The sequence below is a fragment of the Larsenimonas salina genome (genome assembly GCF_023736155.1).
GTDB lineage: Bacteria > Pseudomonadota > Gammaproteobacteria > Pseudomonadales > Halomonadaceae > Larsenimonas > Larsenimonas salina.
In genome coordinates, this window is the sequence record NZ_JAMLJJ010000001.1 from 115,202 (window position 1) to 133,954 (window position 18,753).

Sequence of the window (18,753 nt, forward strand, 5' to 3'; positions counted from 1 at the left end):
GGTTCAGGCGTCGCGAAGCAGTGCAAACAGCTTGCGGGCGCTGGTGGGTGGCTTGCCGTTGTCCCGCTCGCGTTGCGCGTTGCGTACCAGCTGGCGAAGCTTTTGCAGGTCAACGTTCGGGTAGTGCTTGACGAATTCGGTCACAGCCGGCGTTCCTTCGGCCACCAGACGGTCACGCCACTGCTCGAGGCGGTGGAACTCGCGGTCGCTCGCCTGTTTGCGCTGATCGAATTCCTCGAACTTGGCTTCGATCGCGTCAATGTCTTCGTGGCGCATGACCTTGCCGATGTATTGCATGTGCCGACGGCGCGCCTCGCGCGATGAAATGCGACCCATTTCCTCGATGGCGGCCCACATATCTTCGGACAGCGGCAGTTCGCGCTGCTGAACCGGTCTCAGCGCCAGGATGCGATCGCCCAGCGCCTGCAGGGCAAGCATGGCGTTCTTGCGTTGGGTCTTGCTTTGAAATTCGTCGTGGTCGGGGGGAAGTTCGCTCGACATGATTCATCCAGTCAATCAGAGTGCGCGCAGTATACCAGTACAGGCGCGGCAGGTATTAGGAGTTCGTTCATGAGCCAGGTATTTGATATCGACGCACAGGAAGCGGCGCTGAAGCGTCAGGCCGAGCTGGCCCTCGAACATGCCAGACAGCATGGCGCAACCGCCTGTGAGCTCAGCGCGGCAGTCAGTCAGGGGCTTGAGGTCGATGTTCGCTTCGGTGAGGTGGAAACCCTGGAGCTTGCCCGTGATCAAGGCTTTGGCATCACGGTCTACGTTGGCCAGCGCAAGGGCAATGCCTCGACCAGCGATGCAAGCGAGCGCTCCATTCGAGAAACGGTGGAGAAAGCGATCGATATCGCGCGTTTTACCGGAGAAGACACTCATGCAGGGCTTGCCGACATCGAGCGCATGGCGACCGACTTTCCGGATCTCGAGGTCCATCACCCGTGGGCGCTTGACCCTGACGAGGCCGCCGATCTGGCTGCACGGTGCGAGCGGGCGGGCCTTGCGGTCGAGGGCATCAGTAACTCCGAAGGCGCACACCTGAGCACTGGCGAGGGGGTAACGCTCTACGCCAACAGCCATGGTTTCATGGGGACTCAGCGTGGAAGTCGGCACAGTCTGTCGTGTGTTTTGATCGCCAGGGACGACGCCGGCATGCAGCGCGACATGGATTACAGTTCCACGCGCCATCCATTTTTACTCCGCTCCCCCGAAGACATCGGTCACCGTGCGGCCGAACGTACGCTCGCACGACTTGGTGCACTCAAGGCACCTTCAGGCACCATGCCGGTCGTGTTCGCGCCGAGCATGGCCAAGGGATTGATCGGGCATTTTCTCAGCGCCATCGCCGGCGGTGCCCTTTACAGGGAGTCGTCGTTTTTGTGCGACCGGCTGGGCGAGTCGTTGTTTCCCGAGTGGTTTTCGCTGGGGGAGCGGCCGCGTATCAAGGGCGCGATGTCGAGCGCGGCCTTTGATGGCGAGGGGGTCGCGACGCAGGACAATGACTTCGTGAAGCAGGGCAGGCTCTCAAGCTACATGCTTTCAAGTTACAGCGCGCGGCGTCTGGGACTTAAGTCAACCGGCAACGCCGGTGGTGCCCGTAATGTGCGCATCGACGCGCCCTTGATCGACTACGACGCGCTGATCGGCGGGATCGATCATGGGATTATCGTGACTGAACTGATGGGGCAGGGCATCAACACGGTGACCGGTGATTATTCCCGCGGCGCCTCGGGCTTTTTGATTAGAAACGGTGTCGTGGCCGGGCCCATTGAGGAGTTCACGGTGGCCGGCAATCTGAGCGGCATGTTCGCCTCTCTTGCAGGGCTTGGTGATGATCTTGATACCCGCGGCAGTATTCATACGGGAAGCTGGCGGGTCGATGGCATGACTGTCACGGGTTGAGTCGCGGTGAAAGAGGGATGCGGGAGACCGCGCTGCCTAGGCAGCGCGGTCTTTTTTGTGCTAGTTGAGTTTTATGCTAGTTAAGATAGACCAGGCTCGCGAGGCCAAGAAACGACAGGAAGCCCACGACATCGGTAACTGTGGTGAGAATGACGCTTCCGGACAGCGCCGGGTCGATCTTGAGCTTTTTGAGCACCACCGGCAGCAGCGTACCAACGAGTGAGGCCACGATCAGATTGATGATGATGGCAAGCGCAATGATGATGCCAAGCATGCGGTCATCGAACCAGACCAGCGCCAGAAGCCCGACGACAACGGCCCACAGCGCGCCATTGAGTAATCCAACGACCAGCTCACGGCTGATTAACCAGCGAATGTTGTTGCCCTTGACGTGGCCGAGCGCGATCCCTCGAATCAAGACGGTCAGGGTTTGAGAGCCGGCGATGCCGCCCATGCTGGCAACGATGGGCATTAATACGGCAAGTGCGGTGATTTTCTGGATCGTGCCTTCAAACATGCCGATAACGGACGAAGCGAGAAAGGCCGTCAACAGGTTGATGCCGAGCCACACCGCACGACGCCGGCTGGTACGAAGCGCCGGAGCAAAGGTGTCTTCTTCTTCATCAAGACCGGCCATGCTCATGACAGTATGTTCGGCGGTATCACGGATGACGTCGACCACGTCATCAATGGTGATGCGGCCAAGAAGTTGGCCCTGCTCGTTAACGACCGGTGCCGAAATGAGGTCGTGGCGTTCGAACAGCTGGGCCACTTCGTCTTCGGGTGTCATGGCATCAAGGCGCGTGAACTCGGTGTCCATGACCTCCCGGACGGTCATGCCGGGATCGGAGACCAGCAGTTCATTCAAATAAAGCCTGCCGACCAGCACGTCGCTTCGGGTCACGACCCAAAGCGCATCGGTCGAGTGGGGCAGTTCATCGTGGCGGCGGATGTAGCGAAGCACGACGTCGAGCGTGATGTTGGGCCGAATGGTGATGGAATCGATGTCCATCAAGCCGCCGGCGGTGTCCTCTGGATAGGACAGCACGGTCTCTACCCGGTGGCGCTCCTGGGCCTCCATCGAGTCAAGGACCTGCTGAATGCTGTAGGTCGGCAAACGCTGCAGCAGATCCGCCAGATCGTCGGTGTCCAGGTTTTCGGTGGCGGTCAGAAGGTCCTGGGCACTCATGCGCTCCAGGAATTCCGTCTGTAGCTCTTCGCTCAGATAGAGAAGAATTTCACCCTGGGTTTCGGTGTCGATCTGCTGCCACAGGAATTCGCGCTCACGTGGCGGTGTCGATTCGAGTGCGTGGGCCACCTCGGCCGGGACCATGGTCTGATTCAGCAGCCGACGTATCTGATCCACGGCGTCCCGCTCGAGCGCTCCATGTAGTTTGTCCAGATGATCGGCGTTATCGGCCAGGTCGTGACTCATGGAACTTCCTCGGCGTGAAAGGGGGGAAAGGGTTAGGGCGTGTCTATCGGTGCGGCGGTATCAGCGGTGCGGCGGTATCAGGTCTCTTCATCGAAGCGGGCATCGAACATGGCCTCGATGGCGGCAAGGGTCTGGGCCTCATCACTGCCTTCGACTTCAACGACAAGCGGTGTGCCGCACGGTGCCGCCAACATCAAAAGCGCCATGATGTTGTTGGCGCGCGCACTGTGATCGTCACGATAGACGATCACGGTGCTCTCGAAGGTGGCGCAGCATTGTACGAGTTTGGTCGCCGCGCGGGCATGCAGACCACGCTTGTTGGTAAGCGTTAGCTCACGGCGAATCATTCGGTGGCTCGCTGTCATTGAGCAGGGTCTGAACGCTCATTTCGCGATGTCGCAGTCGAACCGTCGGAAACTGCTCGGCAAAGTGGGTGGCTACGCGCTCAGCCAGATAGACCGAGCGGTGCTGCCCGCCGGTACAACCAATGGCGACCGTAAAGTAGCTGCGGTTGCTCTTGCTGTAGGACGGCAGCCAGCGCTCGAGCCAGCCGACGATGTCGTCGCGCATGGCCGCCACTTCGTCATGAGATTCCAGAAAATGAATGACTTCCTGGTCTCGGCCGGTATAGCCCCTGAGCGCCGGCACCCAGTAAGGGTTGGGCAGTGAGCGCGCATCGAAGACGGTATCGGCGTCAAGCGGCACCCCGTGCTTGAACCCGAAGGACTCGATAGTGAGCGTCATCTGCTTGCTGGTGTGCTTGGCGACCTGACTTGCGATCTGGTTGCGAAGTTCGTGTACCGACTGGTCAGTCGTGTCGATCACGAGATCCGCTGCGTTGCGAATGGGGGCGAGGTAGCTCTGCTCGGAATCAATGGCTTCGGCAAGCGTCATCTGGCTTGCGCGGGTAAGCGGGTGACGACGACGGGTGGCGGCGTAGCGTTCGAGCAGGGAGCGGGCATCCGCGGTCAGGTAGACGACCTGCGCATCGATGCGCTTGGAAAGATCAGCCAGAAGCTCTGGAAAGCGCTCGAGCGCCTTGGGCAGATTTCTGGCATCGATGCTTACAGCGATGCGGCGTTGGCTGACGCTTCCGGTATCGAGTTCATCAATGAGCGGGGCCAGCAGTGTGGCCGGAAGATTGTCGATCGCATAGAACCCCAAGTCTTCCAGCGCTTGAAGAGCTACGGATTTTCCTGAGCCTGAGCGTCCGCTTATGATGACCAACTGCATGGAAACTAGGCCTTTTGTTGTTGGGCGATGAGGTCAACCAGCGTTTCATGTAGCTCACGCTGACTGTGAGTGTTCCTTAACGTGTGTCGGTTGTCGCTGTCGTTGAGAAGCTCGGCGATCTGCCCAAGCAGGGTCAGGTGCGTATCCTCGGCTTCTTCGGGCACCAGCAGTACAAAGATCAAATCGACCGGGTCGCCGTCAATCGCGTCGAAATCGATCGGTTCGGCCAGGCGAATGAAGCTTGCAACCGGGACCTTGCAGTGTGGGTTGCGGGCATGCGGAATCGCGACTCCGTTGCCAACGCCAGTACTACCGAGCCGTTCACGACCGATCAGTCTGGAGAAGACTTCCTGATCATCAAGGCTTGGAATATTTTGCGCGATAAAGGTGCTGAAAAATTCCAGCACCCTTTTTTTGCTCCCGCCCTTTACGTCAAAGAGCGTGCGTTCGGGCGGGAGAAGCTGGTCGAGCGTCATAGATATTGGATCTCAGCGTGCGCCCTGAGCGCGCGCCTGGGCTTTTTCTTTGTGCTTCACGAGCTGGCGGTCAAGCTTGTCTGCCAGTGCGTCGATCGCCGCGTACATGTCGTCGTGGGCGGCTTCGCCATGAAGTTCTGCACCGCTTGCATGCAGGGTGCAGGCGGCAAGTTGGCGTTCCTTCTCAACCGAGAGCGTCACTTGAACGTTGGTAATGTTGTCGTAGTGGCGCTCAAGACGTGACAGTTTCTGATTAACGTAGTCTCTGAGGGCGTCAGTCAGTTCAACGTGATGTCCGGTGATATTGACCTGCATGGCATTCTCCTTTACCCACGGGTTGACACTTCGATTGTAACCTTTTTTGCGCTAAAACAAACCCTTGTGTTGATCGGGTGTCTAGGCAAGGCGCTTGCGTTCACTGGACGAGGGAATGCCCAGTGCTTCCCTGTATTTGGCCACGGTACGACGGGCGACCTTGATGCCCTGCTGATCCAGGAGTTCCACCAGTTTAGCGTCCGAAAGCGGTTTTCTGGTCGGCTCTTCGCTGACGTATTTCTTGATGCGTGCGCGGATGGCCACTCCCGAGTGGGCATCCCCATCCTGCCCTGTGCCGACCTGGCTTGAAAAGAATAGCTTGAGTTCGACGACTCCGCGCGGTGTGTGCAGGTATTTTTGCGTGGTAACCCGGGAGATGGTGGATTCATGCATATCCACCGCCTGGGCAATGTCGGCAAGAGTGAGCGGATTTAGGCCTGCCTCGCCGTGTTCGACGAAGCCGGGCTGGCGCGCAAGAATTTCCTGTCCAACCTTGAGCAAGGTCTCGTTGCGACTGGCAATGCTTTTAAGCAGCCACTTCGCGTCCTGCAGGTGCTGCTTGAGAAAGGTGTTGTCCTGGCTTTGGTCGGCGCGCTTGATCAGTGCACTGTACTGCGCATTGAGCTGCACCCGGGGCAGGGCATCTTCATTGAGATCGACCCGCCAGCCTTTTTGGGCATCGTGGCGCATGATCAGATCCGGAATCACGTAGTGATTGCGTGCGCCCCCGAACCGGCGTCCGGGTTGAGGGTCGAGTGACTGGATCGTTTGAATGATCTGCTCGAGCTGCTCGTCATCAACGCCCAGTCGACGCTTCAAGCGCTTGTAATCCCCGCCGGCCAGTGCCTCCAGGAACTGGCGAATAAGCCGCCGCGTTTGGGCAAGCAGCGGCGTGTCGCCAGAGCGGTGATCGAGTTGAAGCAGCAAGCACTCTTGAAGGTCGCGCGCGAATAATCCACCAGGCTCACACTGCTGCATCAGCTGCAATGTGCGTTCGAGCTCGTCCTGCTTGAAATTAAGTGTCGGAAAATGATGCGTAAGCTGCTGACCAAGCTCGTAAAGGGGCACGCTCAGCCGGCCGGTGTCGTCGAGCGCATCGATCAGGTAGTCGGCGATCAGGCGTGACCGGTCATCAAGGTCAATCAGGCGAACCTGATCCCGAACGTGGTCCTGAAGCGTACTCTCTAAGCTGTTGCGCTCGATGTCCGGTGCCTCATCCGAGGGTGTCTGAGCACCCAGGCCGCCGGGGCCAATGTCCTGGTAGGTGTCGCTCCAGTCACTGTCGTGGTCAAGGGTGTCCGGGATGCTTTCTGCCCAGTCGGCCTCAGGCTCGGGCGAGGCGTCGTGTTCCTCGAGCGCTTCCTGCTGCTCGAGCATGGGGTTGCTTTCGAGGGCCTGCTGGATTTCCTGACGAAGATCGAGCGTAGAGAGCTGCAGCAGGTGGATAGCCTGCTGCAGGTGGGGCGTCATCGTTAAATGCGCGCCGACTCTGAGCTGCAGTGAAGGTTTCATCGTCATACGGTCTCGGCGTGATCGAATCGGGCGTTACGCTATCGGCGCACTTGGCGCCTTGCAAGCCAAAAACGCGCCTCCAGCAAGAATCATGCCAAAGTTTCAAGGGTGCTGTCGATGCGCTGGGTCAAAGCTTGAATTCGTGGCCCAGGTAGACATCGCGCACATGTTGATTGGCCAATATGGCCTGGGCATCGCCTTCAGCGATGATCTGACCGTCGCCCACGATGTAGGCGTTGTCACAGATATCGAGGGTTTCACGCACGTTGTGGTCAGTGATCAAGACGCCAATACCGCGCGCCTTCAGCTGGCGGATGATGCTTTTGATGTCGCCGACCGAGATCGGATCGACGCCTGCAAAGGGTTCGTCGAGCAGAATGAAGTCCGGCTCGGTGGCAAGCGCTCGCGCGATCTCGACCCGGCGACGCTCGCCACCGGAGAGGGCCATGCCCATGTTGTCCCGAATGTGGGTGACGTTGAACTCGTTAAGAAGTTCTTCAAGGCGAGCGAGACGTGCCTTGCGATCCAGGTCCTTGCGGGTTTCAAGAATGGCCAGAATATTGTTGGCAACGCTCAGCTTTCGAAAGATCGAGGCTTCCTGCGGTAGATAGCCGATGCCTGCCCGGGCGCGCTTGTGCATCGCGAGCCGGGAGAGGTCACGGTCATCGATGGCGATGGTCCCGGCGTCGGATTGGATCAGGCCAACGATCATATAAAACGAGGTCGTTTTACCCGCGCCATTGGGGCCAAGCAGACCGACGATTTCGCCCTGAGAGATCGACATGCTGATATCGTGCACGACGCGGCGGCCCTTGAAGCTTTTCGCAAGGTTGGCCACGGAAAGGGTTTTTAAGCTGCTCACTGGTCGTTACTCACACTGCTGTTGGGGGTCAGCGTCATTTCAACGCGACCGTCCTTGGCTTGGTTCTGGTTCGCGCTTGAGCGACTGCCACGGGCATTGACCTGCCGCTTGTCCAGAAAGTACTCGACGTAGGCACCGTTGAAGGTGTCGGGTGCCTGAATCAGCTTGGCATTGCCGATGAGTTCGACCCGGCGCGAGGCGGCGTGATAGATCACGGTGTCGCCCCAGCCTTGAATCTTGGCGTCCTGCTGATTTGGTTTTTGTTCCAGGTACGCGCGCGTCCCTTGTCCGCGGGCAGTGACGCTTGAGACTTCACCGTTGCTGCCGCGCTTGATGTCGACCCGATGCGCTTCGAGTTTCATCGACCCCTGGGTCATGTCGACGTTGCCGGTGTAGATGGCGGTGCCGGCACTGTCGTCGAGCTTGAGCTGATCGGCGCTCACGTGGATGGGCTGTCTGGCATCCGATGGCAGTGCCCAGGCGCCGGCAGCCATCAGTGAGCAGGCTGAAATAACGGCCAGGGTGCTTAGTCGTCTGGTGATCATCGAGCTGTCCTTTTAAAGCGCGGTTATCGGGTCGGAGGGTATGAGCCTGTGACGTTGCCATCGAGTGTGGCCTGATTCTTGTCAATCCAGGCATCAAAGCGGTTGGCGACGGTTTTTTCCTGGCCTCGAGTAAAGGTAGAGCGATCATCGCTCCAGGCATGGCTGTCATGTTGGGTGTAATGAATGGTCTGGGTCGACAGGGTCCAGTCGCTGCTTGGCTGGTGCAGTCGCGCCTTGCCGTCGAGGGTGATGCGTGACCCGCTACCTTCCACGCGGCCGCGTTCGGCGCTGCCAAGCCATGTCTTGTTCTGGTCGTTGGTCCATTCGAGTTCCGGGGTGACGGCGCGGGTGATGTCGTCGTTCGGTGTGTGTGTCAGCCGCGGGGATTTCAAAACCTGGTAGGGAGCGCCTTCGGTATTGAAGCGGGTAAAGGTCACGCCTTCGAGGTAATAATCCGGTTCGCCGTTATCGCTGGTGGGCGCTGGGCCGACCGCCGTGAACTGATCGCGCTGCTCGATCAGGGCCATGACACCGCCAACAACGATCAGTACCAGAAACAGCCAGACTTTCGGCGTGATGCGTGAGAGCAGAGATCCCATCCGTTACTCCTTCGGCGTGTCGTCGGTTGCAAGGTAGCGTCGCATGGTCTGAGGCCACTGGCCCTTGGCGTCAACGATCAGTTCACACAGCTCGCGAACGGCGCCATAACCGCCTGCTCGCTGAGTGACGACATCGGCGTTTTCCTGAATGTAGGTCGGTGCATTGGGCACGCTCACACCAAGGCCCGACTTCATGATCGCTTCAAGGTCTGGCAGGTCATCACCGCAGTAGGCCAGATGTTCTGGGCCAAGGGCCAGATCACTGGCAAGGGCGCTCAGGGCCTGCCACTTATCATCTCGGCCCATGATGAGGTGTTTGATGCCAAGCTCTTCCACCCGGCGCTCGACCATTGGGGAGGTGCGTCCGGTAATAATGGCGACCTCGATGCCGAGTGCGAGCAGCATCTTGATGCCGACGCCATCCTGGGTATGAAAGGCCTTGGCTTCGACGCCATTGGCGTCGTAGTACAGTCGGCCATCGCTCAAGACGCCATCGACATCAAGGGCGAGAAGCTGAACCGAGCGTGCGCGGGCGCGTTGTCGGTCAGAGAGCGACAGTGTCGCCGAAGGCCGGTTGGGTGTGCTTGACGTCATGAAATAGGGAGCCTTTGAGTGGGTTAAACGACGCCATGCGTCAGTAGGTCGTGCATGTGGAGCACACCGATGGGCCGGTCGCTGTCATCGATCACCGCAAGTGCTGAAATTCGGTGCTGCTCGAGAATATTGAGAGCTTCGGCAGCGAGAAGGCCTGCGTGCACCGTGTAGCCGCCGACGGTCATGACGTCGTCGATCGTCAGCGTGCGCAGCGAGTCGTGCTGATCGATGGTGCGACGCAGGTCACCGTCGGTGTATACGCCAACCAGGGTTTCGTTCTCATCAATGATGCAGGTAAACCCGAGCCCCTTGCGTGATATCTCGCCCAACGCCTCGGAAAGCATCGTGCCCGATCGAACCAGCGGCAGTTGATCGCCCTTGCGCATCACATCATCAACCGTCAGGAGAAGTCGTTTGCCGAGACTGCCCCCGGGGTGAGAAAGGGCGAAATCCTCGGCGCTAAAGCCGCGGGCCTCGAGCAGCGCAATGGCAATGGCGTCGCCCATGGCAAGGGCCGCAGTCGTTGACGAGGTCGGCGCAAGGTTCAGCGGGCAGGCTTCCTGATCAACGCCCACATTGAGGTGGATGTCGGCATGCCTTGCAAGCGTGGAATCATCCCGGCCAGTCAGTGCAAGCATCGGAATGTTTCGGCGCTTTAGAACCGGCAGCAGGGCGGTAATTTCATACGTTTCCCCTGAATTCGACAGCGCCAGAAGCACATCGTGCGGCGTCAGCATGCCCAGATCGCCATGACTTGCCTCGGCCGGGTGCATGAAAAAGGCCGGCGTACCCGTACTTGCAAGCGTGGCCGCCATCTTGTGCGCGATATGGCCGGATTTTCCCATTCCGGTCACCACGATGCGCCCCTCGCAGGCCAGAAGCCGCTGACAGAGCGTGTCGAATCGGGTGTCGAGCTTCTCGATCAACTGGCCCAGGGCGCGCTGTTCAAGGTCGAGCGTACGGTGTGCGCTTTTGATGAACGAAAATTGTGCAAGTGGCTTTGGCATTTCAAATCCATGACCATGAGTAAATGCACGCTGGCGTTTTGGCCGCGTGCGCACCTAGGGTATTAAACGAAGGAGCGTTGGCAAGTGCAACCTCGATGCCCTCGTACGCGTTTGAACACTGGCCCTTGCGTAGGGGGTTAGGATACGATGTTCGATAATTATCATTGACGGCAGTTTGGGAGTCCATGAACGACTCGAATCTTGTTGAAGTAGAGGATTTGTATTTCTCGCGCAGTGGTCGCCAGATCTTTTCAGGGGTCGACCTCGTTGTTCCCAAGGGCAAGATCACCGCGATCATGGGGCCAAGCGGGACGGGCAAGACCACGCTTTTGAAGCTGATCGGTGGTCAGCTCGCCCCTGATCGGGGTCGGGTGCACATTGCCAATAAGGATGTGCACCGGCTGTCTCGGTCGGAGCTTTTTCGCATGCGCCGACGTATGGGGATGCTGTTTCAAAGCGGCGCGCTCTTTTCGGATCTGTCCGTATTTGAAAATGTGGCGTTTCCTATCCGGGTTCACACGAACCTGCCGGAAACCATGATTCGCGATTTGGCCTTGATCAAGCTGCAGGCGGTTGGCCTGCGTGGCGCACGTGCCCTGATGCCCTCCGAGCTTTCCGGCGGCATGACCCGGCGCGTGGCGCTGGCGCGGGCGCTGTCACTCGACCCCGATCTGATCATGTACGACGAGCCCTTCGTTGGTCAGGATCCGATCTCGATGGGGGTGCTGGTTAAGCTGATACGCCAGCTCAATCAGGCCTTCAACATGACCGCCATCGTGGTCTCGCACGACATCAAGGAGACACTTTCGATCGCGGATTACGTCTACGTCATTTCCGACGGGCGGGTCATGGCGAAAGGGTCGCCCGAGGAGCTTGGCAAGGCCTCCGATCCGCGAGTCAGCCAGTTCGTGCACGGCGAGCCGGATGGTCCGGTTCCGTTTCATTATCCGACGGACGTTGATTTTGCCGACGATATACTTCGGGGTAGCGGCTTAAAGGAGAGGACGTCGTGATCAATCAACTGGCGGCGCTCGGGCGCGGCACGATCAACGTGCTCGAGGCGCTCGGGCGCTCGGTGATCTTTCTGGTGATGGGCCTCAGGCTTCCGCTTCAAAACGGACTGGGTCTGCTTCTGCGCCAGATTCATTTTGTGGGCGTGCTGTCGCTCCCGATTGTGATCGTCTCCGGGGTGTTTATCGGCATGGTACTAGCCCTTCAGGGGTATGTAGTGCTGGTCGATTTCAGTGCCGAGGAGGCGCTTGGTCAGATGGTGGCGCTGTCGCTTCTGCGCGAATTGGCCCCAGTCGTGACTGCTCTGCTCTTTGCAGGTCGTGCCGGTTCGGCACTGACCGCGGAAATCGGTTTGATGAAGGCGACCGAGCAGCTCACCAGCATGGAAATGATCGGGGTCGATCCATTGAAGCGCGTCATCGCGCCGAGGCTTTGGGCCGGGTTCATATCGCTTCCGGTGCTGACGGTCTTTTTCAGCGTGGTCGGCATTTTCGGGGGTTATCTGGTGGGCGTCGATTGGCTGGGCGTCTATTCCGGGTCGTTTTGGAGCACGATGCAAAACAGCGTGCTGTTCACAGACGATATTTTGAACGGCATGGTCAAGAGCGTCGTGTTTGCGGTCGTGGTCACCTGGATCGCCGTGTTTCAGGGCTATGATCTGGAGCCGACCTCCGAAGGTATTTCTCGGGCCACGACCCGCACCGTGGTCTATGGTTCTCTGGCAGTGCTCGGGATGGACTTCATTCTCACTGCCTTGATGTTTGGAGAGTTTTGATGAAGCGCAGTAGATGGCTTGAATGTGGTGTTGGTGTGTTCGTTCTAGCCGGGTTTCTGGGGCTGGTATTTCTTGGCCTTCAGGTCAGTGGGCTGTCGTTTTCGCGCGGTGGCGATACGTACACGCTCAATGCCAACTTCAGCAATATCGGTGGATTGAAGGAGCGCTCGAAAGTGACCATGGCCGGGGTTACCGTGGGTCGGGTCACCAGCATCGAGCTGGATCCCAAGTGGTTCGATGCCCGAGTCACGATGTCGGTAACCGATGAGCTCAAGGACAAGCTTTCACAGGACACCACGGCCTCGATTCTGACGTCGGGACTGCTCGGTGAGCAGTACATCGGGCTGACGCCCGGGGGCTCGCCGGACATGTTGAAAGACGGCGATACCATCAAGGACACTCAGCAGGCCCTGGTGCTTGAAGAACTGATCCAGCAACTGGTGTCCAACTTCAGCAAGGAATGAGTCGGTCGACCGGCGCATCGGATGTTTACAAGGAGAGGATAATGCATAAGGCAATGGTTTCTCGCATTCTGGTCGTGTTCATGGCGTGCATGGGCGTGCTGTTCAGCATGAACGCAAGTGCGGCTCAAGACCCGGAAACGATCATTCGTGACAACGCCAAGGCGTTGATGAGTAAGCTCGACAAGAAGCAGGGCTACTATCAGCAGCACGAAGACGAACTGAAACAGCTGGTGGATGAAACGGTCAGCCCGATCGTTGATTTTCGCTACGTCGGTGCAAGCGTCATGGGTAAATACTTCCGTGCGGCAAGCCCGGAACAGCGCAGCCGATTTGCTGACGTTTTCAAGCAGACGCTTATTGACACCTACGCGAAAGGGCTGGTGACGTTTGACTACAAGACGCTGTCGGTGCCGGAAAATCAGAACACCCAGCGCTATGAAGATCAGGCCAACGTCGATATGAACGTGGTCTCGACCAAGGGCAAGACTTACCCCGTGTCCTACACCCTCAAGCAGCGTGACGGGCAATGGAAGGTCGTGAACGTGGTCGTCAATGGCATCAACCTGGGCCTGACCTTCCGCAATCAGTTTGATCAGGCGATGCGTGACAACAACCGCGACATCGACCGGGTCATCGAGCAGTGGTCGCCGGACGTCGATCTGGAAGACGGCAGCGGCAATGAGTGAACAGCTGTTCGATGAAGACGACGTATCACTCGAGGCAACCGACGATGGCCGGCTGGTCATTGCCGGGCGCCCGGGATTCGATCATGCCTCGGAGCTGCGTCGTATCGGTATCCAGTTTCTGGAGCGGCGGACAGCAACTGATGCATTGACGCTCGATGCAAGCGAGGTCGCCAACACCAGCAGTGCAACGATTTCGGTGCTGCTGGAATGGCTTCGTACCTGCCAAAGCCAGGGCATTGACGTTGCCCGTATTCGGCTTTCGCCGACACTCAAGGGGCTTGCCGAAGTCACGGCGCTAACGGATGTGTTTGACGCGTTCGAATAGTCGTTGGCGCCGAGCGGCGGGGTACAATTGATGGTCTGGTTGCATCGCACTCAGGCCATCTTTTCATTTATGATGACGTGATTTTAAACGCGACGAGCAAGGAGTGATCATGCAGCCAACTGAAGTCAAGGCGCGGCTGGAAGAGCGCATCGACGAGTGCGAATTCGTGATTCAGGGGGAGGGGTGCAACTTTCAGGTCACCGCGATCGGTGAACGGTTTGCCCATCTTAACCGGGTCAAGAGCCAGCAGTTGATCTACGGAGCGCTTTCCGAGGAAATCGCCAGTGGTGCATTGCACGCGATCACGATCCGTACCTATACCCCAGAACAGTGGGCCAACGCCTAAAAGGCGTGATTATCGAACGTTCTAGAGCGCATTTCTTGCATGGATAAATTGATCATTAGCGGTGGTGTGCCGCTTAACGGCGAGGTCTGGGCGTCGGGTGCCAAGAACTCGGCCCTGCCGATTCTCGCGGCGACGCTTCTGACCAAGGAGCCAATCACGATCGGTAACCTGCCTCACCTGCAGGACATTACGACCACACTCGAGCTTCTGGGGCGGATGGGGGTCGAGCCGGTGATGGGCGAAAAGATGTCCATCCAGCTGGGTGGAGCGGTTCGGGATTGCCACGCCCCTTACGATCTGGTCAAGAAAATGCGGGCATCGATTCTGGTGCTGGGTCCGCTTCTTGCGCACTACGGCCAGGCCGATGTCTCACTGCCCGGCGGCTGTGCGATCGGCACGCGCCCTGTTGACCTGCACATCCGCGGATTGCAGGCCATGGGGGCCGATATCCGTGTCGAGCAGGGCTATATTCGGGCGCGAACCGAGGGTCGGCTCAAGGGCGCGCACATCATCCTCGATACGGTCACCGTGACCGGCACCGAGAACCTACTGATGGCGGCGGCGCTTGCCGACGGGACTACCGTGCTGGAAAACGCCGCGCGTGAGCCGGAGGTGGTCGATCTGGCTGAATGCCTGATCGCCATGGGCGCACGCATTACCGGCCACGGCACCGGCACCATCACGATCGAAGGGCAGCCAGAGCTCCATGGGTGTCACTACGACGTCATGCCTGATCGTATCGAAACCGGTACATTTCTGGTTGCGGCGGCGGCCACGCGTGGTCGGGTCAAGGTTCGAAACACGCGAGCCGACATCCTTGAGTCCGTTCTGCTCAAGCTTGAAGAGACCGGGGCGCATATCGAGACCGGTGACGGGTTCATTACGCTCGACATGAACGGGCAGCGGCCCAGGGCCGTCAGTGTTCGAACGGCGCCGTATCCGGCGTTTCCGACCGACATGCAGGCGCAGTTCGTGGCGCTTAATGCCGTGGCGGAAGGTGTCGGGCATGTCACGGAAACCATTTTCGAAAACCGGTTCATGCACGTGCAGGAAATCGTCCGGATGGGGGCCGACATCGCGCTTGAAGGCAACACTGCCATCATTACCGGGGGCGAAGCACTTTCCGGTGCGCCGGTGATGGCAACAGACCTCAGGGCGTCGGCAAGCCTTGTGATTGCGGCCATGGTCGCAAGCGGCGAGACTGTGGTGGATCGCATTTACCACATCGACCGTGGTTATGAATGCATCGAAGAAAAACTCCAGATGTTGGGCGCGCGCATCCGCCGTGTCCCTGGTTAAGGCCTAATACGATGGACGATAGCTCGAGATCGCATAGTGAGGTTATGAACACACCGTTGACCATTGCCCTGTCCAAGGGGCGTATTCTCGAAGAGACGCTGCCGCTTCTGGCCCAGGCCGGCATCGAGCCGCTCGAAGATTTGAGTAAAAGCCGAAAGCTGCTGTTTGAGACCAATCACCCAGACGTTCGGGTGGTCGTGATCCGGGCGACTGACGTACCGACCTACGTTCAGTTGGGCGCAGCCGACCTTGGCGTCGCGGGTAAGGATGTTCTGATGGAGCACGGCGGAAACGGGCTCTATGAACCGCTGGATCTGGACATATCGCACTGCCGGCTGATGACAGCCGGTATTGTCGGAGAGCCGCCGCGGCGTGCTCGGCGTCGCGTTGCGACCAAATTCGTCAATATCGCGCGGGATTATTACGCCTCTCAGGGCATTCAGGCGGAAGTGATTAAGCTCTACGGGGCGATGGAACTTGCGCCGCTCATGAATCTGGCCGATGAAATCGTCGATATCGTCGATACCGGCAATACCCTGAAAGCCAATGGCATGGCCCCGCGTGAGCTGATTGCTGACATAAGTACGCGCCTTGTGGTCAACAAGGCGTCCATGACCATGCAGCATGCGCGGATAAAACCGCTGATCGAGCGTCTGCGCGAGGTGGTCTCATCCGCCCGGCGCGCCAAGGAGGAGTCGGTTTCATGACCCAGGTAAGCCAAACCATCGCACGCCTCAGCGCGTCGAACGCGGATTTCGATCAGGCCCTCGATACGCTTTTGGCGTGGGAAGGGGTATCCGATCGCGAGGTTCAAACTCGGGTCGACGACATTTTAAGCGAGGTTCGAGCGCGGGGTGATGACGCGCTTATCGAGTTTACCGGTCGATTCGACCGGCTGTCGGTCAGCGCCATGAGTGAATTGACGCTCGGTCGAGCTCGCCTCGAAGAGGCGTATCACGCGATCAGTGACGATCAGCGCGACGCGCTGGACCAAGCCTCAGAGCGCATTCGTGCCTATCACGAGCATCAAAAGCCGACGTCCTGGCAGTACACCGAGGCCGACGGCACCATGCTCGGGCAGAAAGTGACGCCCCTGGACCGTGTCGGCGTGTACGTTCCGGGCGGCAAGGCAGCCTACCCCTCATCGGTGCTCATGAACGTCGTGCCGGCGCATGTGGCCGGCGTCGAGGACATCGTCATGGTCGTGCCGACGCCGGATGGCGTACTCAATGAGCTGGTACTGGCGGCTGCGTTCGTTGCAGGCGTTACGCGCGTGTTCACGATCGGCGGTGCGCAGGCCGTGGCGGCGCTTGCTTATGGAACCGAGAGCGTGCCACGAGTGGACAAGATCGTCGGGCCGGGCAATATCTATGTCGCAACCGCCAAGCGCGCCGTGTTCGGGCAGGTCGGTATCGACATGATCGCCGGGCCTTCTGAAATTCTGGTCATATCGGACGGCACCACGCCCGCCGACTGGTTGGCGATGGACCTCTTTTCCCAGGCCGAGCACGACGAGGACGCGCAGGCGATTCTGGTTGCCTGGGACGATGCCCATCTCGATGAAGTGCTTGAAAGCATCGAGCGCTTGCTGCCGACCATGGAGCGTGAGGCCATCATTCGCGCGTCACTCGAAAAACGGGGCGCCTTGATTCGTGTCGAGAGCGCCGCCGAGGCCGCGGCATTGATCAATCGCATCGCGCCTGAACACCTTGAGCTTTCGGTCGCTCAACCGGACGCCTGGCTCGATCAGGTGCGTCACGCTGGTGCCATTTTCATGGGCACCTACACCGCCGAGGTGCTCGGTGATTACTGCGCAGGGCCCAATCACGTGCTACCGACGTCTGGAACTGCGCGTTTTTCCTCACCGCTTGGCGTTTACGATTTTCAAAAGCGCTCGTCACTGATCCAGTGCTCGGCCGAGGGGGCCGACCGACTCGGTCGCGTTGCCTCTGTGCTTGCCCGTGGTGAGTCACTTACGGCGCATGCCCGCGCTGCAGAAAATCGGTTGAAATCGTGATGCTTGAAAACGTTGCCAGGTAGCAAACGTTACTTGGTGGATCACCAAAAAGGCGGCCTTGGGCCGCCTTTTTGGGTTACAGGCGTTATTTCTTGTTTGATGGCGTTTGAATGGTGGGTTGACCAGCCGGGCGTTCAGCGGCCTTGATTGAGACCGTCATTTCCTTGCCGTCTCTGTACAGGGAGACGGGCACGGCCTGCCCGGGATTGACGTTGGCGATGTCCATCATTGCGGCCTGCGCATCCATCAAGGGCTTGTCGTTGATGGCGATCAGAATATCGCCGGCCTTGATGCCGGCCTTGTCGGCCGGGCCGTTGTCGATCACTTTCGACACCATGATCGCTTTCGGTGCATTGAGGTTTGAGGCATGCGCCAGGCGAGGGGAGACTTCGCGCGCCTCGATGCCAAGCCAGCCGCGAATGACGCGGCCCTGGGTAACCAGGTCATCGAGGATGCGCTGAGCCGATGAAATGGGAATGGCAAAGCCAATGCCCTGTGAGCCACCGGTTCGGGAGAAGATCGCGGTGTTGATCCCGATGATGGCGCCTTCTGCGTTGATCAGTGCGCCGCCGGAATTACCGGGGTTGATGGCCGCATCGGTTTGAATGAAATCCTCATAGGCGTTCAGCCCCAGATGGTTACGGCCGAGGGCGCTGACGATGCCCATGGTGACGGTTTGCCCGACACCGTAGGGGTTGCCGATGGCAAGGGCGACATCGCCGACTCGGATGTCATGGTCGGCGGCCAGGGAGGCAACGGGTAAATCGTCAAGATCGATTTTTAGAACCGCCAGGTCGGTGTCCGGGTCGGCGCCGATGACATGGGCGATGGTCTCGCGGCCATCGCGCAGCGCCACTTGAATTTCGTCGGCGCCTTCGATGACGTGGTTATTGGTCAGGATGTAGCCCTGCTCACTGACCACCACGCCCGAGCCGAGGCTTGACAGCATGCGCTGGCGTGCTGAGGTGCCCTTGCCGAAAAAGCGGTCGATGATCGGGTTGGATAAGTCTTCCTTGGACTTGTTCTCGACAATCTTTGACGAGTAAATGTTGACCACAGCCGGGGCTGCGCGCTCGACGGCGTCGGAGTAGCTGGCCTGACCCTGTGTGCGCGTCAATGGCTCGGCGGTGCGCGTATCCGGCGCGTCGCGCTCTGCAGGCGGAGGCAGTGCGGGGTCAGGCCTTGCCGGCGGAGCACTTTGAGGCGCCGTCGATGCGCTCGAGGACGGCGCGGACTCGGACTGTGAGGGAAGGTAATTAAGAATAACTACCGCTAACAGGACGCCGCTGATGATGGGCCAGAACAGAGCGGCAAGGTATTGGCGCATGAAGGGGATCCTGTGTC

The 18,753-nt window shown here is 59.1% G+C and carries 23 protein-coding genes; 10 read left to right on the forward strand and 13 right to left on the reverse strand.

What is annotated here, in order from left to right; genetic code table 11:
* Positions 1 to 3 precede the first annotated feature (3 nt).
* A complete protein-coding gene (yjgA, locus tag NAT23_RS00520; RefSeq protein ID WP_251924620.1) occupies positions 4 to 501 on the reverse strand; it encodes a ribosome biogenesis factor YjgA in 498 nt (165 codons plus the stop codon).
* Positions 502 to 570: 69 nt separating this feature from the next.
* Here yjgA and pmbA point away from each other — a divergent pair, with 69 nt between their 5' ends.
* Complete coding sequence (gene pmbA / locus NAT23_RS00525) at positions 571 to 1,908, forward strand: metalloprotease PmbA (protein ID WP_251924621.1); 1,338 nt, start codon at positions 571 to 573, stop codon at positions 1,906 to 1,908.
* A 76-nt stretch (positions 1,909 to 1,984) separates the two neighbouring features.
* Here pmbA and mgtE read toward each other — a convergent pair whose 3' ends face one another.
* The 11 genes from mgtE to NAT23_RS00580 all read right to left on the reverse strand — a co-directional run bounded on the left by mgtE (position 1,985) and on the right by NAT23_RS00580 (position 10,486).
* Positions 1,985 to 3,343 (reverse strand): magnesium transporter, encoded by a 1,359-nt coding sequence (gene mgtE, locus NAT23_RS00530; RefSeq protein WP_251924622.1) that lies wholly within the window; start codon positions 3,341 to 3,343, stop codon positions 1,985 to 1,987.
* 77 nt (positions 3,344 to 3,420) lie between these two features.
* Positions 3,421 to 3,690 (reverse strand): HPr family phosphocarrier protein, encoded by a 270-nt coding sequence (locus NAT23_RS00535; RefSeq protein ID WP_251924623.1) that lies wholly within the window; start codon positions 3,688 to 3,690, stop codon positions 3,421 to 3,423.
* Positions 3,677 to 4,576, reverse strand: coding sequence for an RNase adapter RapZ (rapZ, locus tag NAT23_RS00540; protein ID WP_251589526.1), 900 nt, complete (start codon positions 4,574 to 4,576; stop codon positions 3,677 to 3,679). Before rapZ ends, NAT23_RS00535 begins: the two co-directional genes overlap by 14 nt.
* A 5-nt stretch (positions 4,577 to 4,581) precedes the next feature.
* Entirely contained in the window at positions 4,582 to 5,052 is a 471-nt protein-coding gene (gene ptsN / locus NAT23_RS00545) for a PTS IIA-like nitrogen regulatory protein PtsN (RefSeq protein ID WP_251924624.1), read from the reverse strand.
* Between the two features lie 12 nt (positions 5,053 to 5,064).
* Positions 5,065 to 5,367 carry a ribosome hibernation-promoting factor, HPF/YfiA family gene (gene hpf, locus NAT23_RS00550; RefSeq protein ID WP_251589528.1) on the reverse strand — a complete coding sequence of 101 codons (303 nt, stop codon included), beginning with the start codon at positions 5,365 to 5,367 and terminating at the stop codon, positions 5,065 to 5,067.
* An 81-nt stretch (positions 5,368 to 5,448) separates the two neighbouring features.
* A complete protein-coding gene (locus NAT23_RS00555) occupies positions 5,449 to 6,885 on the reverse strand; it encodes an RNA polymerase factor sigma-54 (RefSeq protein WP_251924625.1) in 1,437 nt (478 codons plus the stop codon).
* A 121-nt stretch (positions 6,886 to 7,006) separates the two neighbouring features.
* Positions 7,007 to 7,741: an LPS export ABC transporter ATP-binding protein gene (gene lptB / locus NAT23_RS00560; RefSeq protein ID WP_251924626.1), complete on the reverse strand. Its 735-nt coding sequence runs from the start codon at positions 7,739 to 7,741 to the stop codon at positions 7,007 to 7,009.
* The gene (gene lptA / locus NAT23_RS00565; RefSeq protein WP_251924627.1) at positions 7,738 to 8,286 is read right to left on the reverse strand and encodes a lipopolysaccharide transport periplasmic protein LptA; all 549 of its coding nucleotides are present in this window, start codon (positions 8,284 to 8,286) and stop codon (positions 7,738 to 7,740) included. Before lptA ends, lptB begins: the two co-directional genes overlap by 4 nt.
* Before the next feature lie 23 nt (positions 8,287 to 8,309).
* Positions 8,310 to 8,885, reverse strand: coding sequence for an LPS export ABC transporter periplasmic protein LptC (gene lptC, locus NAT23_RS00570; protein WP_251924628.1), 576 nt, complete (start codon positions 8,883 to 8,885; stop codon positions 8,310 to 8,312).
* A 3-nt stretch (positions 8,886 to 8,888) separates the two neighbouring features.
* The gene (locus NAT23_RS00575) at positions 8,889 to 9,479 is read right to left on the reverse strand and encodes a KdsC family phosphatase (protein WP_251924629.1); all 591 of its coding nucleotides are present in this window, start codon (positions 9,477 to 9,479) and stop codon (positions 8,889 to 8,891) included.
* A gap of 23 nt (positions 9,480 to 9,502) precedes the next feature.
* On the reverse strand, positions 9,503 to 10,486 hold the full coding sequence (locus NAT23_RS00580; protein ID WP_251924630.1) for a KpsF/GutQ family sugar-phosphate isomerase: 984 nt from the start codon (positions 10,484 to 10,486) through the stop codon (positions 9,503 to 9,505).
* A 185-nt stretch (positions 10,487 to 10,671) separates the two neighbouring features.
* Here NAT23_RS00580 and NAT23_RS00585 point away from each other — a divergent pair, with 185 nt between their 5' ends.
* From NAT23_RS00585 to hisD, 9 genes are all read left to right on the forward strand, one after another.
* Positions 10,672 to 11,499 carry an ABC transporter ATP-binding protein gene (locus NAT23_RS00585; protein WP_251924631.1) on the forward strand — a complete coding sequence of 276 codons (828 nt, stop codon included), beginning with the start codon at positions 10,672 to 10,674 and terminating at the stop codon, positions 11,497 to 11,499.
* The gene (gene mlaE / locus NAT23_RS00590) at positions 11,499 to 12,272 is read left to right on the forward strand and encodes a lipid asymmetry maintenance ABC transporter permease subunit MlaE (RefSeq protein WP_433962191.1); all 774 of its coding nucleotides are present in this window, start codon (positions 11,499 to 11,501) and stop codon (positions 12,270 to 12,272) included. Before NAT23_RS00585 ends, mlaE begins: the two co-directional genes overlap by 1 nt.
* Positions 12,272 to 12,736, forward strand: coding sequence for an outer membrane lipid asymmetry maintenance protein MlaD (gene mlaD, locus NAT23_RS00595; protein ID WP_251924633.1), 465 nt, complete (start codon positions 12,272 to 12,274; stop codon positions 12,734 to 12,736). Before mlaE ends, mlaD begins: the two co-directional genes overlap by 1 nt.
* 41 nt (positions 12,737 to 12,777) lie before the next feature.
* Complete coding sequence (locus NAT23_RS00600) at positions 12,778 to 13,422, forward strand: MlaC/ttg2D family ABC transporter substrate-binding protein (protein ID WP_251924634.1); 645 nt, start codon at positions 12,778 to 12,780, stop codon at positions 13,420 to 13,422.
* Positions 13,415 to 13,747: an STAS domain-containing protein gene (locus NAT23_RS00605; RefSeq protein ID WP_251924635.1), complete on the forward strand. Its 333-nt coding sequence runs from the start codon at positions 13,415 to 13,417 to the stop codon at positions 13,745 to 13,747. Before NAT23_RS00600 ends, NAT23_RS00605 begins: the two co-directional genes overlap by 8 nt.
* A gap of 109 nt (positions 13,748 to 13,856) precedes the next feature.
* Entirely contained in the window at positions 13,857 to 14,093 is a 237-nt protein-coding gene (locus tag NAT23_RS00610) for a BolA family protein (protein ID WP_251589545.1), read from the forward strand.
* A gap of 39 nt (positions 14,094 to 14,132) precedes the next feature.
* Positions 14,133 to 15,392, forward strand: coding sequence for a UDP-N-acetylglucosamine 1-carboxyvinyltransferase (gene murA / locus NAT23_RS00615; protein WP_251589546.1), 1,260 nt, complete (start codon positions 14,133 to 14,135; stop codon positions 15,390 to 15,392).
* A 44-nt stretch (positions 15,393 to 15,436) separates the two neighbouring features.
* Entirely contained in the window at positions 15,437 to 16,099 is a 663-nt protein-coding gene (hisG, locus tag NAT23_RS00620; protein ID WP_251924636.1) for an ATP phosphoribosyltransferase, read from the forward strand.
* Positions 16,096 to 17,409, forward strand: a complete 1,314-nt coding sequence (hisD, locus tag NAT23_RS00625) for a histidinol dehydrogenase (protein WP_251924637.1) — start codon at positions 16,096 to 16,098, stop codon at positions 17,407 to 17,409. The genes hisG and hisD overlap by 4 nt, the downstream gene beginning before the upstream one ends.
* An 85-nt stretch (positions 17,410 to 17,494) precedes the next feature.
* Here the strand turns inward: hisD and NAT23_RS00630 are convergent, their stop codons facing one another.
* On the reverse strand, positions 17,495 to 18,736 hold the full coding sequence (locus NAT23_RS00630) for a S1C family serine protease (protein ID WP_251924638.1): 1,242 nt from the start codon (positions 18,734 to 18,736) through the stop codon (positions 17,495 to 17,497).
* Between the last annotated feature and the right edge of the window lie 17 nt (positions 18,737 to 18,753).

What these genes read in the sequence shown, in the direction of transcription:
- NAT23_RS00610 (WP_251589545.1), top strand. Translation starts at nt 13,857, where the DNA reads ATGCAGCCAACTGAAGTCAAGGCGCGGCTGGAAGAGCGCATCGACGAG.
- yjgA (WP_251924620.1), bottom strand. Translation starts at nt 501, where the DNA reads ATGTCGAGCGAACTTCCCCCCGACCACGACGAATTTCAAAGCAAGACC.
- hisD (WP_251924637.1), top strand. Translation starts at nt 16,096, where the DNA reads ATGACCCAGGTAAGCCAAACCATCGCACGCCTCAGCGCGTCGAACGCG.
- mgtE (WP_251924622.1), bottom strand. Translation starts at nt 3,343, where the DNA reads ATGAGTCACGACCTGGCCGATAACGCCGATCATCTGGACAAACTACAT.
- pmbA (WP_251924621.1), top strand. Translation starts at nt 571, where the DNA reads ATGAGCCAGGTATTTGATATCGACGCACAGGAAGCGGCGCTGAAGCGT.
- rapZ (WP_251589526.1), bottom strand. Translation starts at nt 4,576, where the DNA reads ATGCAGTTGGTCATCATAAGCGGACGCTCAGGCTCAGGAAAATCCGTA.
- mlaD (WP_251924633.1), top strand. Translation starts at nt 12,272, where the DNA reads ATGAAGCGCAGTAGATGGCTTGAATGTGGTGTTGGTGTGTTCGTTCTA.
- NAT23_RS00580 (WP_251924630.1), bottom strand. Translation starts at nt 10,486, where the DNA reads ATGCCAAAGCCACTTGCACAATTTTCGTTCATCAAAAGCGCACACCGT.
- NAT23_RS00535 (WP_251924623.1), bottom strand. Translation starts at nt 3,690, where the DNA reads ATGATTCGCCGTGAGCTAACGCTTACCAACAAGCGTGGTCTGCATGCC.
- NAT23_RS00605 (WP_251924635.1), top strand. Translation starts at nt 13,415, where the DNA reads ATGAGTGAACAGCTGTTCGATGAAGACGACGTATCACTCGAGGCAACC.
- NAT23_RS00630 (WP_251924638.1), bottom strand. Translation starts at nt 18,736, where the DNA reads ATGCGCCAATACCTTGCCGCTCTGTTCTGGCCCATCATCAGCGGCGTC.
- hisG (WP_251924636.1), top strand. Translation starts at nt 15,437, where the DNA reads ATGAACACACCGTTGACCATTGCCCTGTCCAAGGGGCGTATTCTCGAA.
- NAT23_RS00600 (WP_251924634.1), top strand. Translation starts at nt 12,778, where the DNA reads ATGCATAAGGCAATGGTTTCTCGCATTCTGGTCGTGTTCATGGCGTGC.
- lptC (WP_251924628.1), bottom strand. Translation starts at nt 8,885, where the DNA reads ATGGGATCTCTGCTCTCACGCATCACGCCGAAAGTCTGGCTGTTTCTG.
- hpf (WP_251589528.1), bottom strand. Translation starts at nt 5,367, where the DNA reads ATGCAGGTCAATATCACCGGACATCACGTTGAACTGACTGACGCCCTC.
- ptsN (WP_251924624.1), bottom strand. Translation starts at nt 5,052, where the DNA reads ATGACGCTCGACCAGCTTCTCCCGCCCGAACGCACGCTCTTTGACGTA.
- NAT23_RS00575 (WP_251924629.1), bottom strand. Translation starts at nt 9,479, where the DNA reads ATGACGTCAAGCACACCCAACCGGCCTTCGGCGACACTGTCGCTCTCT.
- lptA (WP_251924627.1), bottom strand. Translation starts at nt 8,286, where the DNA reads ATGATCACCAGACGACTAAGCACCCTGGCCGTTATTTCAGCCTGCTCA.
- NAT23_RS00555 (WP_251924625.1), bottom strand. Translation starts at nt 6,885, where the DNA reads ATGACGATGAAACCTTCACTGCAGCTCAGAGTCGGCGCGCATTTAACG.
- murA (WP_251589546.1), top strand. Translation starts at nt 14,133, where the DNA reads ATGGATAAATTGATCATTAGCGGTGGTGTGCCGCTTAACGGCGAGGTC.
- NAT23_RS00585 (WP_251924631.1), top strand. Translation starts at nt 10,672, where the DNA reads ATGAACGACTCGAATCTTGTTGAAGTAGAGGATTTGTATTTCTCGCGC.